Source organism: uncultured Parabacteroides sp., from assembly GCF_902493135.1.
GTDB lineage: Bacteria > Bacteroidota > Bacteroidia > Bacteroidales > Tannerellaceae > Parabacteroides.
Map to the genome: position 1 here is coordinate 1 of NZ_CABUOD010000008.1, position 17,728 is coordinate 17,728.

General features: G+C 49.1%; 7 protein-coding genes. 4 read left to right on the top strand and 3 right to left on the bottom strand.

Going from position 1 to position 17,728, the window contains the following annotated elements:
* Positions 1-87: 87 nt before the first annotated feature.
* On the bottom strand, positions 88-1,860 hold the full coding sequence (locus RDN79_RS05190) for a helix-turn-helix transcriptional regulator (protein WP_298554852.1): 1,773 nt from the start codon (positions 1,858-1,860) through the stop codon (positions 88-90).
* Between the two features lie 389 nt (positions 1,861-2,249).
* Here RDN79_RS05190 and RDN79_RS05195 point away from each other — a divergent pair, with 389 nt between their 5' ends.
* The 3 genes from RDN79_RS05195 to RDN79_RS05205 all read left to right on the top strand — a co-directional run bounded on the left by RDN79_RS05195 (position 2,250) and on the right by RDN79_RS05205 (position 13,691).
* Positions 2,250-3,011: a DNA-binding domain-containing protein gene (locus tag RDN79_RS05195; protein WP_298554850.1), complete on the top strand. Its 762-nt coding sequence runs from the start codon at positions 2,250-2,252 to the stop codon at positions 3,009-3,011.
* Positions 3,012-3,250: 239 nt separating this feature from the next.
* Positions 3,251-12,880 (top strand): LamG-like jellyroll fold domain-containing protein, encoded by a 9,630-nt coding sequence (locus RDN79_RS05200; protein WP_298554848.1) that lies wholly within the window; start codon positions 3,251-3,253, stop codon positions 12,878-12,880.
* Between the two features lie 4 nt (positions 12,881-12,884).
* Positions 12,885-13,691, top strand: a complete 807-nt coding sequence (locus RDN79_RS05205) for a hypothetical protein (RefSeq protein ID WP_298554846.1) — start codon at positions 12,885-12,887, stop codon at positions 13,689-13,691.
* Between the two features lie 165 nt (positions 13,692-13,856).
* Here the strand turns inward: RDN79_RS05205 and RDN79_RS05210 are convergent, their stop codons facing one another.
* Complete coding sequence (locus RDN79_RS05210) at positions 13,857-15,146, bottom strand: DEAD/DEAH box helicase (RefSeq protein WP_298554844.1); 1,290 nt, start codon at positions 15,144-15,146, stop codon at positions 13,857-13,859.
* 184 nt (positions 15,147-15,330) lie between these two features.
* Here RDN79_RS05210 and RDN79_RS05215 point away from each other — a divergent pair, with 184 nt between their 5' ends.
* Complete coding sequence (locus RDN79_RS05215) at positions 15,331-16,875, top strand: ATP-binding protein (RefSeq protein ID WP_298554842.1); 1,545 nt, start codon at positions 15,331-15,333, stop codon at positions 16,873-16,875.
* A gap of 25 nt (positions 16,876-16,900) precedes the next feature.
* On the opposite strand, the gene RDN79_RS05220 is transcribed toward RDN79_RS05215, so the two are convergent.
* Positions 16,901-17,728: a transporter substrate-binding domain-containing protein gene (locus RDN79_RS05220; protein WP_298554839.1), complete on the bottom strand. Its 828-nt coding sequence runs from the start codon at positions 17,726-17,728 to the stop codon at positions 16,901-16,903.

Here is a 17,728-nt window from a genome sequence, read left to right on the forward strand (position 1 = left end):
GGCTCCACCTCATCGTGATGCAGTTCAGGGGATGCGAGTTGGAAAGAATGGAAGAGGTACATCCGTAAACACGGAGCCGTCCCTCTTTTATTGATCCAATGTGAATGTATCTCTGTATTCCGACGGTGTCATTCCGTATTTATTTTTGAATGTACGATAAAAACTCCGCACATTATTGAAACCCGAATCGGCAGCCACCGCTTCGATCGTGTAAGAATTGTAGTCTTTTAGCAAGCTGATGGAGTGATCCAGCCGTTTGTTGTTGATATACCCGTTGAAATTCGTACCGGCGAAAGTCTGTATCAACTGTGCGAACACGTTTTTGGAAATATGAACCTGTCTCAGCAAAGCATCCCGCGAAATCTCCGGATCCAGATACAACTTCTTTTCTTCCATCACCCTTTCCAGCTCGTTGAATAACTTTTGATTCAGAAGAGCCGTTCTCGAATCGGAGGCATTTCCCGCCTTTTGTTCCGCCTCCTGCTCCTGTTCGGATGTACCGGTTTGCAGGGTGGCGGCATAAAGCTGTTTCAGTTCTTCGATTTCATCGTTTGCCTTATGCAGTTTCTCCCGGTACACAACTCCTTCATCTATCTGTTTGGCCAGTACGCGGTTTTTCTGCCGGGTGATGCGCAGGTGCCGGCCGATCAGGTAAATCGTAAGCCCGGCGAACAACAATGCCCCTAACGTGGCGATCAGTATGATTCGTTGCCGGTCTATTTGGGCGTCCTGTTCCTTGATCAGCAGGTCTTTTCTATTCGTGGCATAGATGGTCGCCAACTCTAACGCGGCGTTCTGCTTATTGCGTGCGTTGATGCTGTCTTTGATCGCATCCCGGCGTTTCCGGTACTCCAGGGCGGCGCGGTAGTTGCCGTTTCCGGCCGCGATTTCCGAGCGATAATCCAGATTGTTGATGAAATCGCCGTTGATGGTGTCGTTCCCGAAGATCTGCTCGTCGGGGATCGTCTCGGCCGCCTCTTTGAACTGTTTCGAGCAGATCAGGTAAGGGATTGCATCCCTGTGTCCGACCTCTGTCTTCGAAAACCGGGTGGAACGGAATTTATCGAAGGCGGCTGCTGCCTTTTCCGGCTGTTTGTTCTCCTCATAAATAGCCGCCAGTTTACTGTATAAATATCCGTATTGCTCATCGCAATAACCTTCCGGCGGTCCGGGCATTCCGCTCATCCTGTCGATCAGCTTTTTCCTCTTCTCTCCGGTTTCGATGGCTTTCTCCAGTTCATTTTTGTTGAGACAGTCAGTCATTTGCTGGCCGTAAATAAAAGAGAGGTAAGCAAGCTCGCGTATATCCGAACTGTTTTCAAGCAGTGCGATTGCCTGCATGGTGTACTGGTCGGCTTCTTCGTCCACCCCTTGATTCCGGTAAATCTTTCCGATCAGATGCAACATTTCGCTTTCCAGCCTTTTGTTGCCTGCCAGTCGGGCTTTTTCGCACAATTCTGTTGCGACCTGCATGGCCTGCGGATAGTTGGAAAAGCGTGTGTTGAGGTCTACGAATGCATTTTTTATCTGTATCTCTGTTTGGGGCGAAGCGGTTTTCATGGAGTCGCTATTCATCACTTTTTGCAGATAGTTTTCTGCGATATGGAACATCCCCTGTTGGTCGTAGATACAGTACCGCATGTAATCGGCTTTGAATTCGGAAATACGGTTTTTCATGATCGCCGTGTCTAAGAGGAGCAAGGCGCGTTCCGGCTCCGAGATCCTGATGGACTGGATATACGTAAGTGTATAGAGACTGTCGGCGGAGGAAGACGGTGTCTTTTCTCCGGATTCCGGGTGACATTGGCTTCCTAAGAAGATACAGGCGGCTAAGAGCAAGGTCGTGTAAAATGTTTTCATTCCATGAATTATGTTACGGGCTGTAAAAGTATAAAAAAATAACCAGTTTACAAGCTCTGATAGTTTTACCTTCCAAAAATGATAGGAATAGGCCGGTTTCACCTGAGTCGGATGACAATTTAGCATACCGTAGGATTAATTGGCACGCATTCCCGATTCCTCTTTTCTTCCTTTGCATCCACTAACCCGTCGGAGTAATCCGGCACATTATTATAATAAATAGAATGGTGTACAAACGTTCGGTCTGGCTCTCCATAATGGAGAGATGGCCGGCGTTTGTATTTTCCTGCAGAACGCCGGCCATCTCTCATCTATAATAAGAAGTGAAAAGCAGATCGAATGTCAAAAAAACGGGATAGGGGAAGTTCCCTTCCATAAATATATCAAACATGCAGAATACCCTGAAAGGTTGGTTGGCAGACAATACCGTCACCACCGACAACAAAGACGACAAAATCCTGCTGCTCGAATCGGCAGGGAGTGTTAACCTCGACAAAATCTGTGAGGAAATGAAGAATGAAGACACGGGCCTCCGGACGGAGACAATCGTGCATGTGGTAACCTTGTTCCTGCGCATTGTCGCGCGGTTTATCCTGAACGGCTATAGTGTCAACACGAGCCTATTCCGCGCCGTCGCCCAGTTTACCGGCGTGATCGAAGGCGGCAAATGGGATCCGGAGAAAAACTCCGTCTACGTCTCCTTCATCCAGGACAAGATGATCCGTGAAGAGATTGCCAAGACGACGGTCAACATCCTCGGCATGAAAGCCGACGTGATGTACATTCTCGAAACGGAAGACAAGAAGTCGAAACTCAAAGACGGCAGCGCGACGGCAGGCCGCAACTTCTTCGTCCGTGGCGCGATGCTGAAAGTGATGGGCGACGACCCCTCGGTAGGCGTGACGCTGACCGACGAAAAAGGGGTGGTGAAAAAGCTCGAAGACGACGAAATCGCCATCAACAAGCCGTCCGAACTGACGCTGCTGATCCCGGCGGACCTGACGGCGGGGACTTATACGTTGACGGTGACGACGCAGTACTGCCATGGCGGAAACTCATTGCTGAAAGAACCGCGTAGCGTAAGCACGACTGTCTATATCGGTGGAAAACCCAGCGGAGGGGGCGAAGAAGAGCGCCCGGGAGAGTTGTAATGAATGAATTTAGAACAAGGCATGTTCGCGTCTGCGAACATGCCTTGTTCGTTATAACGAACACCCGATGTTCGCGAACGCGAACAAGAATAAGCGCAATAAGATTGTATAACAGAAATAAGAACAAAAACGAAATGTGTATGGAACAATTTTTACAAACGAAAGAAAGAGTCCCACTTGGGTCTTGTAGGGGTCGATACCGGAAGATTTTTCGATATCTGCTTCTATTCCAAGTTTGGATGTTGCTACTGGTTGGATGGCAGGAAGCAGGGGCTTACATTGTAACTTTAGATAAAGTAGAGTTTACGGAGCATTTAAAAGATGGATATATAGAGCTGAGATTGCCAGTATATGAAAGTAAAGATAACGATGAAGGGCTGGATTATGGTTCGCTAACAGCGGACGGTAAAGAAATCCTGCGATTTTATACAATGGAAAAAGAAGACACCTGGCAATCCGATGGAGATACCAAGTGGATTAAAGCAAAGGCTCCGTATGGATATGGAGAAATCGAAAGTCAAGATGGTAAATCATTTATAAGCTTGAAGAAAGACTATAACGAATATACTTTGGCTGTCACTAAAGGCGTAGAGGACAACACATATGATGTAGCATATGCCAGATTCAGATGGTATGTCCCGTCAGAATGGGGAGGATCTGATTTGGATTTTGCTATCACATTGAATATTGATTATAATGGTGACAGCAAGGGGCTACAAAAGGTAAATAAAGGTTTAGGAAAAGCTACTGGAGGTACTTTCCCGACTCCTCAATTATCTTATCAGTTGTCGACGACACCGGGATGTTATAACGTGACCTATACCGGCATATCAAGCCCTAAAGATGGCTCCCAATACAATTGGTCCGGTGGTGGGTGGATAACAAGCACTGCATCTACCGGCTCGACCGACTATAAGATCAGCAATCAGGCTCAGGATGTGACTTTTACGTATGCGTATAAGATGCATGGTTATGCACACACGAATCGGGCGGCTACTATCTCGTTAAAGTCATTCCATTATCCGGATGAACTCAAATTGGCAGATGCCCCGAATGGCGCTACAACCATCAGTTGGACTATTAATAATAGCGGATTGGAGGATTTTAGCAAAACAGGCAAGTTTGAAGTGCAACGTGCCACGGACGTCGGTTTTTCGCAAGGTGTAAAGTCGGTAGGTATAGTGGAATTGAAAAGTGGAAAGAGCGAGTACTCGATAACCGATCCTACCGGCAATGACAACTTAATCGGTACGGTTTATTACCGCCTCCGTCGTGCGGATGCGGCTCTGTGGGAGTGGAAGTATGTTGTGTCTTCGTCCATCCAGAAGGTGATGACACACCAGAATGTGGCTTCTGCCAAAGTCGAACGTCTGAATTGGAGCACACAACCGCAAGCCAAAATCTCTTGGACGTTGGAAGAAAAAACCGATAACATTATATGGTCGGATGGCGCAAGGGTCATCGTGAAAAGAACCAAGGACTATGGTGGCGGCAGACAATCGACCGATGAGGTTGTCGCCACCGAAGCGGATATGAAAAACGGTTATCTGATCGATGAGTTGAATATGACATGTGTAAATTATACCTATTCGGTTTATGTCAAACCGGGCAATAATAACTATCCGGCATTGAATCCGATACCGGTGTATATTGATCCGGATACTCCGATCTTGCCAACCCTTTTGGGGATGGTAACCTCGATTGAGGTCTCCAAGGGCTATTATCCGAATCATACGACCATCGAATGGGAAACGGACGGGAACCCGATCGACCAGTTTGAGATCCTTCGCCGTGAATACATAGTGGATCAGGGTGAAGATACCGGTTGGAAAACAATTGAAACAAGAGAAGGGTCGCAGCAAACTACATTTATCTATAATGACCAGTTGGGGGTGCCGGGCATGATTTACGAGTATCGGGTGGCTGCCGTCACAACCTGTGTAGACAAGAAAGTCTCTAACCCTTCCGCCATCACTCGCGGTTTCCGCAGCCCCACCGGCATCATCAGCGGGCGCATCACCTACAGCTACGGCGATGCCGTCCCCGGTGTGGATGTCATGCTTTCCAGTAAAGATTTGCTGGCCGGACAGAGCTTGCTGTTTACAGGTAACGAAAATAGCTACATCGAAACAGATGAAGCGATCGAGACGCCTGCCAACTTTGCCGTCCAGGCTTTTGTTAAGCCTACAACGACCAATCAGACCGCGACGATTGTCAGTTTCGGACGCTACAGCCTCGGCCTGGAAAACGGCAAACCGGCGTTCAAAGCCAAAGCAGATGCCGGATGGACAGTCGCCGACACTACGCTTTTAACGATGAGTTTCACACAGCTGACAGCCATGTATGACGGCAGCAGCTTCAATATCTATGTGGGTGGCGAACTGAAAAGGTCTTATTCCGCCTCCGGGCAAGTCGGGGATATCAGTACGGCCAAAGTCTCTATCGGTAAAAGTTATACAGGCTATGTCGACGAAGTGCGCCTTTGGAGCAAAGGCCTGACCGATGTGGAAGTGAAGCAAACATACAACCGTCTTTTGACTGGTAATGAAGAAGGTTTGATAGCCTATTGGCGGCTGAACGATCCGGTGACGGACGAGTTCTACGACATTTCCTATTCCAAAGCCGATTACAATGCGCATCACGGCAAAATCCATAACGCAACGTTAAGCACCGGAACCGAAGCCTTTCCGACCCAGCAGCAATTAGCGCTGCGCGGACTGACGGACGCTTCGGGCAATTATTCCGTAAGCGGCATTCCCTATGCCGGGAATGGAACAGCCTATACGCTGACACCTACCCATCCGATTTTCAATTTCGACCCGTCGGAGCAGACCGTTACGATCGGGCCGGATGCGGTGACAATGTCGAATATCAATTTCCAGAACAAGACGGCTGTCAAGGTCGAAGGATATGTCTTTTATGAAAACAGCAGCATACCGGTTGTCGGAGCTACGTTCGAAGTGAACGGCCAGGCGGTAGTCAGTAACGGCGAGTTCGTCAAAAGCGGTGATAAAGGACAATTCGCCTTTAGCGTACCGGTAGGCGAGCAGACCGTACGGGTGGTGAAAGCGAACCATACGTTTAAGCAAAACGGCCTTTTGCTTGACTCGAAGGGGATAAACCTGAATTATCAGGCGAATATGGCCGACGTCCGCTTCTGGGACCAGACGAAAGTAAAGCTGATCGGCCGTGTGGCCGGCGGTACGGTGGAAGGGAATAAGCCGCTTGGTTTCTCGCTCTCGAAGAACAACCTCGGCGACAACCCGACACTTGTCTTGCAATTGGAAGGAGATGTCACTTCTGAAATCTATGACAAAGACGGTGTTTTCAAGGACGGCGTGATCGACCAGAATGCTCCGGACCAGATGGACAGCACAATGATCCACTGGAACAGCAAATACGACAACGGGGTCAGCTACCAGCAACAAAAGATCGTGATCACCCCTGATGCAGAGACCGGTGAATACGAAGCCTGGCTCTATCCCGTCAAATATAAGGTGACGCAGGCGACTGTCCAACAAGGTTGGGACGGGCTGCTGCCGGATGCAGCACCTGTCGTCAATCTGGAAAATGCCTTTACCGAACAGACGTCGGAATATACCGATGAAAAGAAGGGGGAGACCTATCGCCTTGCTTATAATGAGGAATATTCACTGATCCATCGTGTCAGTCCGACCATCAGCTACAAGCAGGGGAATGCAAGTGGCGCCAAGACGGATTATTTCGGTTTACAGTACACGACCATTCCGGATCTGAAGGGATTGGAAGAGCCGGATACGCTTGTCCTCTATGATAAAAAAAGTAAGGAATATCTTTTCAAGGACGGCGAAGGGAAAGGCTTGCCGGTATTCTCGACCGGAACCTGGGGCTTCCATATCGAAGCAACGGAAGATTATGCCTATAATGGCGTGACGGAAGGCGAAGGAGCTAAGGTGGACCGTGTCCCGACGCAAAGCGGAGAGGTAAGTATTACGAATACTTTCAATCAGAATGCAGCTCCTCAGAAAGCGACATTGAATGATCAGGGCAGACTCTATGTCGATCTTGTGATGAATAAGCCTCGTTTTGCCAATAATGATTACGGGAGCTTGAGCATAGCCGTGACGATTGGTGATAAAAAGTATGAAGCGCCCGGATTGAAAGGCTTCCTTCTGGGGGCGGATCCGAATACGGATGGTCTGGACTTTGTGACGGCCGGTCCTATCACGCTTTTGAACATCCTGCGCGACCCTCCCGGAAGCGCCAGCTATACTTGGTGGGAAAGCGGACAGAACTATTCTTATAATACAATGAGTACGAAAGGGTTCACCAACGTCGGGACGGAGGGAGTTACGACAAAGTTGGGTGTGAAAACGGCAACCGGTATCGGCATCGGGGCAATGGTCCTGACCGAAACGGAGATGGAGAACAATATCCAGGCAAGCATCAACCACGAAGAGACGACCAATCATCCGGATGCACGTACGATGACGGTGACGACTAATTCCCGTTATCAGACCAGCGACGATCCGCTTAATGTCGGCTCGGCTGCGGATGTCTTTATCGGCTTTTCCAATAACCTCTATTACGGGGCGGTGAATGAAATCGAATTGCTGGACAAGGAAACCTATGATGGTAAAGGCGGTGAAAAGGATGTTTATGCTACGACTACAAAGGATGGCAAGACCTATTATATATGTAAAGGCTCGAACCTGAATGTGTCTGTTTCCGGATCGACTCTTTTCTCTTATCCGAAAATGCATATCGAGAATATCGTGATCCCGAATCTGGAGACATTGCGCAACAATATGCTGTATACGCCGGATGCCATTACGGAAACGGAAGCACAGGCGATGGCGACTGCACAAAACCGTATGATCTATCGTTCGAATGTCTCGAAAGACGATGATACTTTCGGATCTACGGGTAGCTATAAGATCTTTATTCCGAACACGGGAGTCCCGGAAGAAGAACAGGAAGATGAATTCCTGACAAAGTTTTTAGGGAAAAAGAAAAAGGTTAAGGGGGGGACGCCTGACTCGATCTCCATGTACAACAATGCGATCAAGGAATGGGTACGTGTCTTGAAGCAGAATGAAGATGAAAAGCTGGCTGCGATCAAGAAAGGTGACTTTGTCGAACGGAACCGTTCGTTCCATGCCTCTTCCCCGGTAGAATATACCGAATCGTACGAGATGGCTAAAGAAGATGGCTATTCGTTCGAGTTTACCGCCACAGCCGGGGTCGCAGCCGAGTTCGGATTTTCGATTGGGGGCGCCGGTGTGGTGACAGCGATCGACCAGCAGTTCGGTGGCGTAGGCTCTGATGAACAGAATTTTACGGAAGGCGAGACGGCTTCAAGCGGGTTTGTCTTGGCTGATGAAGGCGATTTCGATTATATCAGCGTGGATGTGCTTCGGGCTGCTCCTGTCGATACGACTTTCAAGAGTAAATGGAATAATATGTATAATGAACTGGGAGACTTCAATGATCAAGGGGATGTCGATCCCGGAAAATTGAAAAAGTGCGTACAGTATGGTAACTTTATATTCAAGACCCGTGGCGGTGCTACCGCTTGCCCGTACGAACCTGCCGAATACACGCAATACCAGGATGGCGACCAAAAATTATTGAATGAAGCCACCATGCAGATCGAACGTCCGAGCTTGGAAGTCGAAAAGCCTGTGGTGACGAACGTGCCGTCCGATAAAGCGGCGGTCTATAACCTGAAGCTGATGAACGATTCGAAAGTGTCCGGGGCAACGGCCATCTTTACGATCGCCATCGTGGATGCTGCCAACCAGAAGGGGGCGAAGTTCTCCATCGACGGCGTGCCGTTGGGAGAAGGGCGCGGGATCGAAGTCCCTTACGGCGAAGTGCTGAATAAGGTGCTGGAAGTACGCCGTGGTACGGAATACGATTATGAAGACTTGGCTCTCGTGTTGAAATCGCAGTGCCAGTCCGATCCGACCGATAATCAGGCTGACATCGCCGATACCGTCTACATCTCCGCACACTTTATCCCGTCGTCCAGCGATATCAACATCAAGAACCCGACGGATAAATGGACGCTGAACACGCAGTCTTCGCTCGATTCGACTTCCGGCAAGTATTACATGCCGTTGACGATCGACGGGTTTGATGTGAACTTTACAGGCTTCGACCATATCGAAGTGCAGTACAAACCCTCTTCCGGTTCGGATAAGGACTGGACGAACATTTGCAGCTTTTTCAACGATTCCGTTCCCTATAAAGCCGCTTCCGGCGAGAAAGCGATGATCGAGGGGGCGACTATCTCGACCCGCTTCTATGGGGCAGAAGACCAGAAGTACGATATCCGCGCGGTGACGTTCAGCAAGGTCGGCAACGAGTTCGTGACGAAATCATCCCCGGTCATTTCCGGTGTGAAGGACACGAAACGGCCTGTCGTGTTCGGCAATATCCAACCTGCCGACGGCGTGTTGGGCATCGAAGACGAAATCCGCCTGAACTTCAACGAAGAGATTGCCGAAGGCTATATGACCGACGTGAAGAACTTCCAGGTGACAGCCGTTCGCAACGGTTCGAATGGCGACCACAGTACATCGCTGACTTTCGACGGGACCTCTTCTTATCTGGCGACACAGGCGGAACGCAACCTGGCGGATAAAGACGTATCGGTCGAAATGTGGGTATTGCCGTCTACTCTCGGACAGAAAATGACGCTGTTCAGCCACGGGACGACAACCAATGCGCTGGAACTCTCCATCGGAGCGGACAATTCGATCCAGGTAAGCATCGGCGGAAAGGTGTATGCCTCCAAGCCGCAGAGTTTCAAAACGACCGATTGGGCGCACGTCGCCATGACCTATAAGGCATCCAACCGCCAGCTCTCTGCTTATTTCGGCGGAACGGAAGTGATCACCGGGGTACAGACCTCCGAGCCGAACACTTCGATCGGGCCGATGCAGTTCGGGCGCGGCGTGAGCGGCGATAACTATTTTGCCGGTAAGATGCACGAAGCGCGTGTCTGGAACAAGGTGGTAGCCTCGAACGAAATCATGGCGAACAAGCTGACCATCTATACCGGACAGGAAGCGGGCATGTTGGCTTATTATCCGATGAACGACGGCAAGGGCGACCGTGTGACCGACAAGGCACAAGGGGCTACGGCATGGATCTATGGCGCCGATTGGAGCACGCTTGCCGGGCTGTCGGTAGCATTTAAGGGAGATACGCTCATGGCTGTCAACACCTCGAAGGTCGCGTTGACCGATGCGCAGGACTATACGCTTGAGTTCTGGTTCAAGGCGGCTCCCGGACAGAAAGAGGCCGCTTTGGTATCGAATGGAAAAGGGGTCGGTGACGAGAACAACACGAATCGTAACAAGGTGTTTGTCGGGTTCGCCGATAACAAGTTGGTGTTCCGTAACAACGGCCATGAAGAGGTTCTTTCGGGAAAATGGGACGATGACAGTTGGCATCATTTCGCCATCGCCGTGAACCGGAATGCCGGAAATGCGCAGATTTTCCTCGACGGGGCGCTGAATACTTATTTCGATGCAGGCAAGCTGGGCGGTTTCTCCGGAACGAACCTGTATCTCGGTGCTCGCCGTTGGACGGAAGCCACGCAGATGGTCGACCACACGGATATGTACCTGAAAGGGCAGGTCGACGAACTCCGCCTTTGGAACATGGCGTTGCCTTCGACGATCATCAATAAGAACTACAACGTTTGCCCGAAGGGTTCGGAAATGGGACTGATGCTTTATATGCCTTTCCATAAATATATCACCAATAGCGCGAACGTCCGGGAGATGGTTTTCAGTGGCGAAGATTTGGTGACGGATTCGACTTTGGTCATCGGCGGCAGCCGGTTGGCCTCTGAGGAGAAAGCGCCTGTACGGGCGAAGGGTCCCGAAGTCTCCATCCCGTTCACCTTTGTGGTCAATAAGGATGCGTTGGTGATCAACCTGATGGATACGCCCGAAGCGTTGGAAAAGGCAGTGGTCAACTTTACGGTTAAGGATGTGAGCGACCTCAATGGCAACCTGATGCAGAGTCCGGTGACTTGGAGCGCATACATCAACCGCAATCAGTTGAAGTGGAGCCAGTCCTCAGTGACAAAGGAGAAGAAGCTCTACGCTCCGATGACCTTTATGGTCGATGTGGAAAACCAGGGCGGTACGGAAAAGAACTTTACGATCGAAGGACTTCCTGCCTGGCTGAAAGCCGATCCGGCTTACGGCACGATCGACCCGTTGGGACGCCAGCCGATCCTGTTTACGGTAGACGAAGGTACGAATGTCGGACGCTATGACGAGGTGGTCTATGTGAAGGGGGATAACAATGTTTCGGAAGCATTGCCGGTGACCTTGAAGGTGTTCGACCAGCAACCGGACTGGACAGTCGATCCGGCTGATTTCAAATACAACATGAATATTTATGGTAAACTGCGTGTGAACAAACTGTTCTCGACGGATGCCGAAGATATGATTGCCGTGTTCGATGGCGGCCGTTGTGTCGGTGTCGCCAACAACCGGTATGTGGATAAGAATGATATGTGGTATGTATTCCTGACTGTTTACGGAAACGAAATCAAGGGTGGCGAGCCGTTGAACTTCCGTGTATGGGATGCCAGTACCGGTACTGTTTACGATGCCTATTGCGATACACTGGTTACGTTTGGCAGCAACTCGGTTGTGGGGACGGCTTCGGAGCCGGTTGTTTTTGACGCCGAAGAACGGGTGGTTCAGAATATCGACTTGACGGAAGGTTGGAATTGGGTCTCTTTCAATGTCAAGAGCGATGCGCCTGACTTGGTGACAATCATGAAGAATTCGATGTTACTCGGAGACGAACAGGTGAAAGACGAAGCGAAAGGTGCATTTGCGGCTTACGACAAAGAGTCCGGAACGTGGTTGGGCAGTGATATCGTATTCGACAACAAACATATGTATCTGATCCAATCTTCTGTCGCGCAGAAACTCTCTGTCTCAGGTATTGCGATCAAGGAAAAGGAAGACCTGACGATACCGGTTGCCGCTAAATGGAACTATATCAGTTATCTGCCGATGACCAATTTGCCGATCGCTGAGGCTTTGTCTGGCTACAGCGCCAAGGAAGGTGACATCATCAAATCGCAGAATGCGTTCTCGATGTACGGCGTGAAGACCGGTTGGTTAGGAAACATGACCTATATGGAACCGGGCAAGGGTTATATGCTGTTGAACAATGGTGAGGGTACGTCTCTGGTCTATCCGGACATGATGGGCGGAAACGATTTGAGAAGCGGTGATCTCCCGACTCGTTCGGGTGGTGCTATGACATCCGGAACGACCTGTACGGATACTCGCTTTGATGCTAATATGTCTGTTGTAGCGACGGTTGCAGAGAGTTTGCCGGTTTATGCAGGAGACAAATTGCAGGCCTATGTCGGCGGTGAGTTGCGTGGTGAAGCTTTATTGACGGAAGACCCGTATGACGGCAGGCCGTTGTACTTTGTTTCGATTGGTGGAGACCGGAATGAAGCTGTTTCTTTCGCTCTTGAACGGGGTGGGGAAGTCATTGCCGAGACATCTCCGATGTTCGACTATCGTACAAACAATGTGCAGGGTAGCATCGAGCAGCCTGTCATCATCGATTTCGTTAACGATTTGCAGATTTCGGTTTATCCGAATCCGTTCGAGCGTGAGCTGAACTTTGTGATGGACACCGAGCCTGGCAGTAAGATCGAGATTTACCTTTACACGATGGCAGGACAGATGATACATCGCCATGCCGAAACCAGTGTCAACGGAGGTTATTTGCACTATCGTTGGGAGTGCTACGAAGATTTGGCACGTACGGTCTATATGGCAGTCGTGGTCGTGAACGGAAAGAAACACGTGTATAAAATAAAAAGAAAGTAATAATATGAATCGGATAGAAGTGAGAAATGTAATTTATTATATGATCATTTTGGCAGCCTCCACGCTTTTGTGGGGCTGCTCGGATGAGCCGGGACCAAAGGTGGTCCCGGAACCTGAGTGGGAACTTGATCTGGTGCAGGATGAACCGGCTCCTGCATGGAAAGTTCCGGAGAGCGGAATTTACCAGTTCAGTATGACGGCTGTTATCCGCTTGTCCGGGTTTCTGGAAAAGTATGCAGATCCGAATGACGAAGTATCGGCTTTCGTTGGTGATGAATGCCGCGGAATCGCTACCGTCCAGGAGAATGGAAAGAAGCTCTTTTTCCTTTATATCCGCGGAAATCAGGGAGAAGCGCAAAAGGTGACGTTGAAATACTACAGTGCCAAAAACAAGACGACCTATACGTGCCGGGATTTCTTGGTGTTCGAACAGAATGGGACGTATGGGAAGGTTTCCGATCCGGCGGTTCCTCCTTTTGAAGAGTCCGGCAAGTATCCGGAAACGATGTCCGCTGTGGTATTTTTGCCCGAAACGTTGCCTTTTGAACGGCGTGACAAGGATATACTGGCTGCCTTTGTCGGCGATGAATGCCGTGGCGTAGGGGAACAGGCCGATATTGCAGGAAAGGTGGTCTATCGGTTTGAGATCCGGGGTAGGAAAAATGAAACGGCTTCCGTCTATTTCATGTATTACAGTATGCAGGCCAGCGGAATTTATAAAGCCGCGGAATCGTTCTCGTTTGAGGATGGAGGAGTACAGGGAACGTTGGATGCCCCGTTCCCGGTCACGTTGCAACCGGTTGCCGAATAATCGGAGGTGTGTCCAAACACTTTTATCACGATCTTTCAGGCACGGATGACACGAATTTACACGGGTAAATTAATTTTCTTTCCGTGTTTTTCGTCTCATCCGTGCCTGAATTATGGTTGTTGGTAAGCAGGATTTTTGACACACCTCCATATTTATAAACGTCGCCTATGCTTCCTTTCTCGGTCTGCCTCTGCGGCGTTGGTTGTTGTTACCGCCTGCGGGGCGGCTGTTGCTGCTTTTCCCTTTTCCGCCGTCTTTGCGGGGGCGTCCTCTGCCACGGCGCATGTTGGAGTATTTTTCGGGCTCGTATAAAGGTGTTTCGCCGAATTTGGGGTCGATCGGTATTTTGTAGACTTCCTTATCCAGGAATTCTTCGATACGTTTGAATTGGAATTGTTCTTCGATTGAAATGAACGTGATGGCCAATCCCTCGCCATTCGTTCCGCGAGCAGTACGGCCGATGCGGTGCACGTAGTCTTCCGGGTCGTGGGGAATGTCGAAATTGACTACCAGCTTGATGTCGTTGATATCGATACCGCGCGAGACGACGTCGGTGGCAACGAGGATGTCGATCCGTCCGTTCTTGAACTCTTTCATCACCTCTTCACGTTGTGACTGCTCAAGGTCCGAGTGCATGGCGGCCACGTTGAACTTCATCCGTTTGAGGGTGGATGCCAGTTCCTTTACCTTCATTTTTGAAGATGAAAATATGATGACACGCTGCGGACGGCTCTGTGAGAACAGGTCTTCCAATATGCGCAATTTCTGCATGTCATAGCAGACATAGGCCGTTTGCATGATTGTTTCAGGGGGTCGGGAGATGGCTATCTTGACTTCTTCCGGATTTTTCAGGATCGTTTGAGCCAGTGTCCGGATCTTAGGTGGCATCGTGGCGGAGAACATGATGGTCTGGCAGGTTTCCGGCAGTAGTTTGTAGACCTGCATGATATCTTCATAAAATCCCATGTCGAGCATCCGGTCCGCTTCATCCAGGATGAAGAAGGAAACCTGCGACAGGTCGACAGTCCCCAGTTTGATATGCGACAACAAACGTCCGGGGGTAGCGATCACGATATCGGCACCCATTTCCATCCCGCGTTTTTGCTGTTCCCAGGCAATACCGTCCGTACCTCCGTAAACGGCAACGGCGGAAACAGGGACAAAATAGGTGAAACCTTCGATTTGCTGGTCGATCTGCTGGGCCAGTTCGCGTGTGGGAGCCATGATAATGGCATTGATAGCATTGGCCGGATGTAATCCTTTGCTGAGTTCATTGATCACCGGCAACACATAAGCCGCTGTTTTTCCTGTTCCAGTCTGCGCACAGGCAATAATGTCTTTCCCTTCCAAAATAACCGGAATCGTTAGTTCCTGTACTGGAGTTGTCTCCAGAAAATTCATTGCGTCAAGGCCATCCAATACGGCCTCTTCTAAATCCAATTCGTCAAATCTCATCTTTCATCATTAAATTCCCGGTAAAGGTAGATAATATTTGGCAATATTTGTTACACAGAACGCCGCTCTTCGCTGAAAAGAGTTGTTTTTTCAAGAAGATATTGAATTTAGTGGTGTTTTACGGGACTATTGTGATAAAAATAAATACCTTTATACCCAAATTAGCGTTTAAAAGCATTTTGTTATGGGCAGTACTTATGGCTGGAAGGATATCCAGCCGATCTCACAAAAGCAAGATTCATTACATGAATTGATTAATACGATTTTGGATAAGCTACCGTTAGGCGTTTTCGTAAAAGATGCAGAAGATGATTTCAGATATCTGTATTGGAATCGCTTTATGGAAGAAATAACCGGAATCGATACGGAAAAGGTGGAGGGGCATAATGATTTCGAATTGCGTTTTGATGCGATCATGTCCGCAGAAGAGCGTTTGGAGTTGGATCGTGATGTCATGGAAACGGATAGGACCATCGAATTTAGCGGTAAGATTTCGGATGCGTATGGTATCCGGAAGGATATTGAGGTCACGAAATTCCCGATCGCCTTGAGTAATGGCAAACCTCTTTTGTTGGCTTTGTGGCGGGATGTCACGGCTCGCAACAAGATGGAGAACACTTTGAAACGTTCGCAGGTGCTTACTAAAATGGCTTTGAATTCCAATGATATACGCCTCTGTTCCATATTCGTGAATCCTAATAGCAAACGAAATTATAATGATGCGGTTGTTCAGGTGAATAATTGGCAACCGGGCAGAGAAGACGAACTGATCGATATTTCATGGCTTCGCTTTGCCGCGCGGGTTCATCCTGACGACAGGGAGATGCATGATGAGGCTTTCCGGAAGTTGTGTTCGGGAGAGATGTCGGAAGTGAAAATCGAGTTGCGTGTGAAGTATCCGGGGATGGATAATTATCATTGGCGCGAATCGTCGGCAACCGTTTACGAACGGGATGAACAGGGAAGGGCGCTTGTGATCTTGGGATGTACGATCAACATACAGGAGCGCAAAGGGCAGGAACTGAACCTGGAAGAAGCCAGGCATAAGGCGGAACTTGCCGATAAGATGAAGTCAAAGTATCTGGCGGATATGAGCCATGAGATCCGTACTCCGCTGAATGCGATCACCGGTTTCTCCGAATTGATGGCTTTTGCCGATTCGGACGAGGAACGTCTGGGATATTATGAGATCATCAAGACCAATAATCAGTTGTTGATGCAATTGATAAACGATATTCTCGATCTGTCCAAGATTGAAGCCGATGCCATCAAGATCAGTTATGAACAGGTCGATATAAACGAGTTGATGGATACGACATTCGCCTCTATCAAACTCCGTATGCCTGAGGGGGTGCAATTGCTTATGGAAAAAGGCAGTTCTGCATGTCATTTTGGGACAGACAGCATCCGTTTGCTGCAATTGATCAATAATCTTGCGAATAATGCCATTAAGAATACTAAAGAGGGAAGTATCACTTTAGGATATACCTGCCTGCCGGATAAATGTTTGAAGTTTTATGTAAGAGATACCGGGATTGGTATAGAAAAGGACAAATTGGAAAGCCTTTTTACCCGCTTTGTCAAAGTGAACGATTATGTGGAAGGTATCGGTTTGGGGCTTGCCATCTGTCAGGGACTTGTCACTAAGATGGGCGGTTCCATGCATGTGGAATCAGAATTAGGGGTCGGCTCGACTTTCTCATTCGTGTTGCCGTCGCATGATGAATAATGTGCCAATGATAATGTTTGGCACATTATTTATAATATTTCTTGTATATTTTGTCGAATGTACCGTTCTTGCGTATCTGGTCCAGCCAGCTGTTCAGGCTGTCGAGCAGGATAGGGGAGTCTTTGCGGACTGCCCAGGATTGGAGTTGCGTGAAACTTATGTCTGTTTTGATATCTATTTCCGGGAGTTGTTTTTGGGAAAGGGCGGCTATCTGCTGGTCGCAGACGGCATAATCGATGTCTCCTTTGGCTACCATGATGGCAAGCTGTTCCCCGGAGTATAATTCATCTTCTATCACGTAAATCGTATCGCCGATCTCATGTCCTAAGTTCTGTAGCCTGAGTTGGGCGGGAGAATCTTTCGGGATATATAGAGTCTTGCCGGCCAGATCGAGCTGGTTGCGGATAGGCTTGAGTCCGTTATTGGCATCTTCCGTTCGTTGGATCAGGACTTGTTTGTTGAGGACGATCGGTTCGGTGAACAGATATTTCTCTTTGATCTCGCTGGTGATCGGGATATTGCGGGCGACGACATCGCATTTGTTTTCTTCAAGCATATCGAAACTCTCGGCGAGACTCATCTCCAAAAGCGTCTGTACTTCCAGACCTGATAATCGGGCGATAGCTTGGCTCAGTTCGTATTGAAAACCTTCTATCGTGTCGCCTGTCACATAATAACCCGATTGATTGTATTCGGTCACCAGCCGCAGGACTCCTTCTTTTTTGATCTCCGGATAATCGCGTGGAAGAACTTCTGCCTTCGACATGGTTTTCAGACGCCATAACATGATCATGGTTGCAACGGCGATTATCAGCAGCCCGGTATAGACTCCTATCAGTTTCTTCGATTTCAT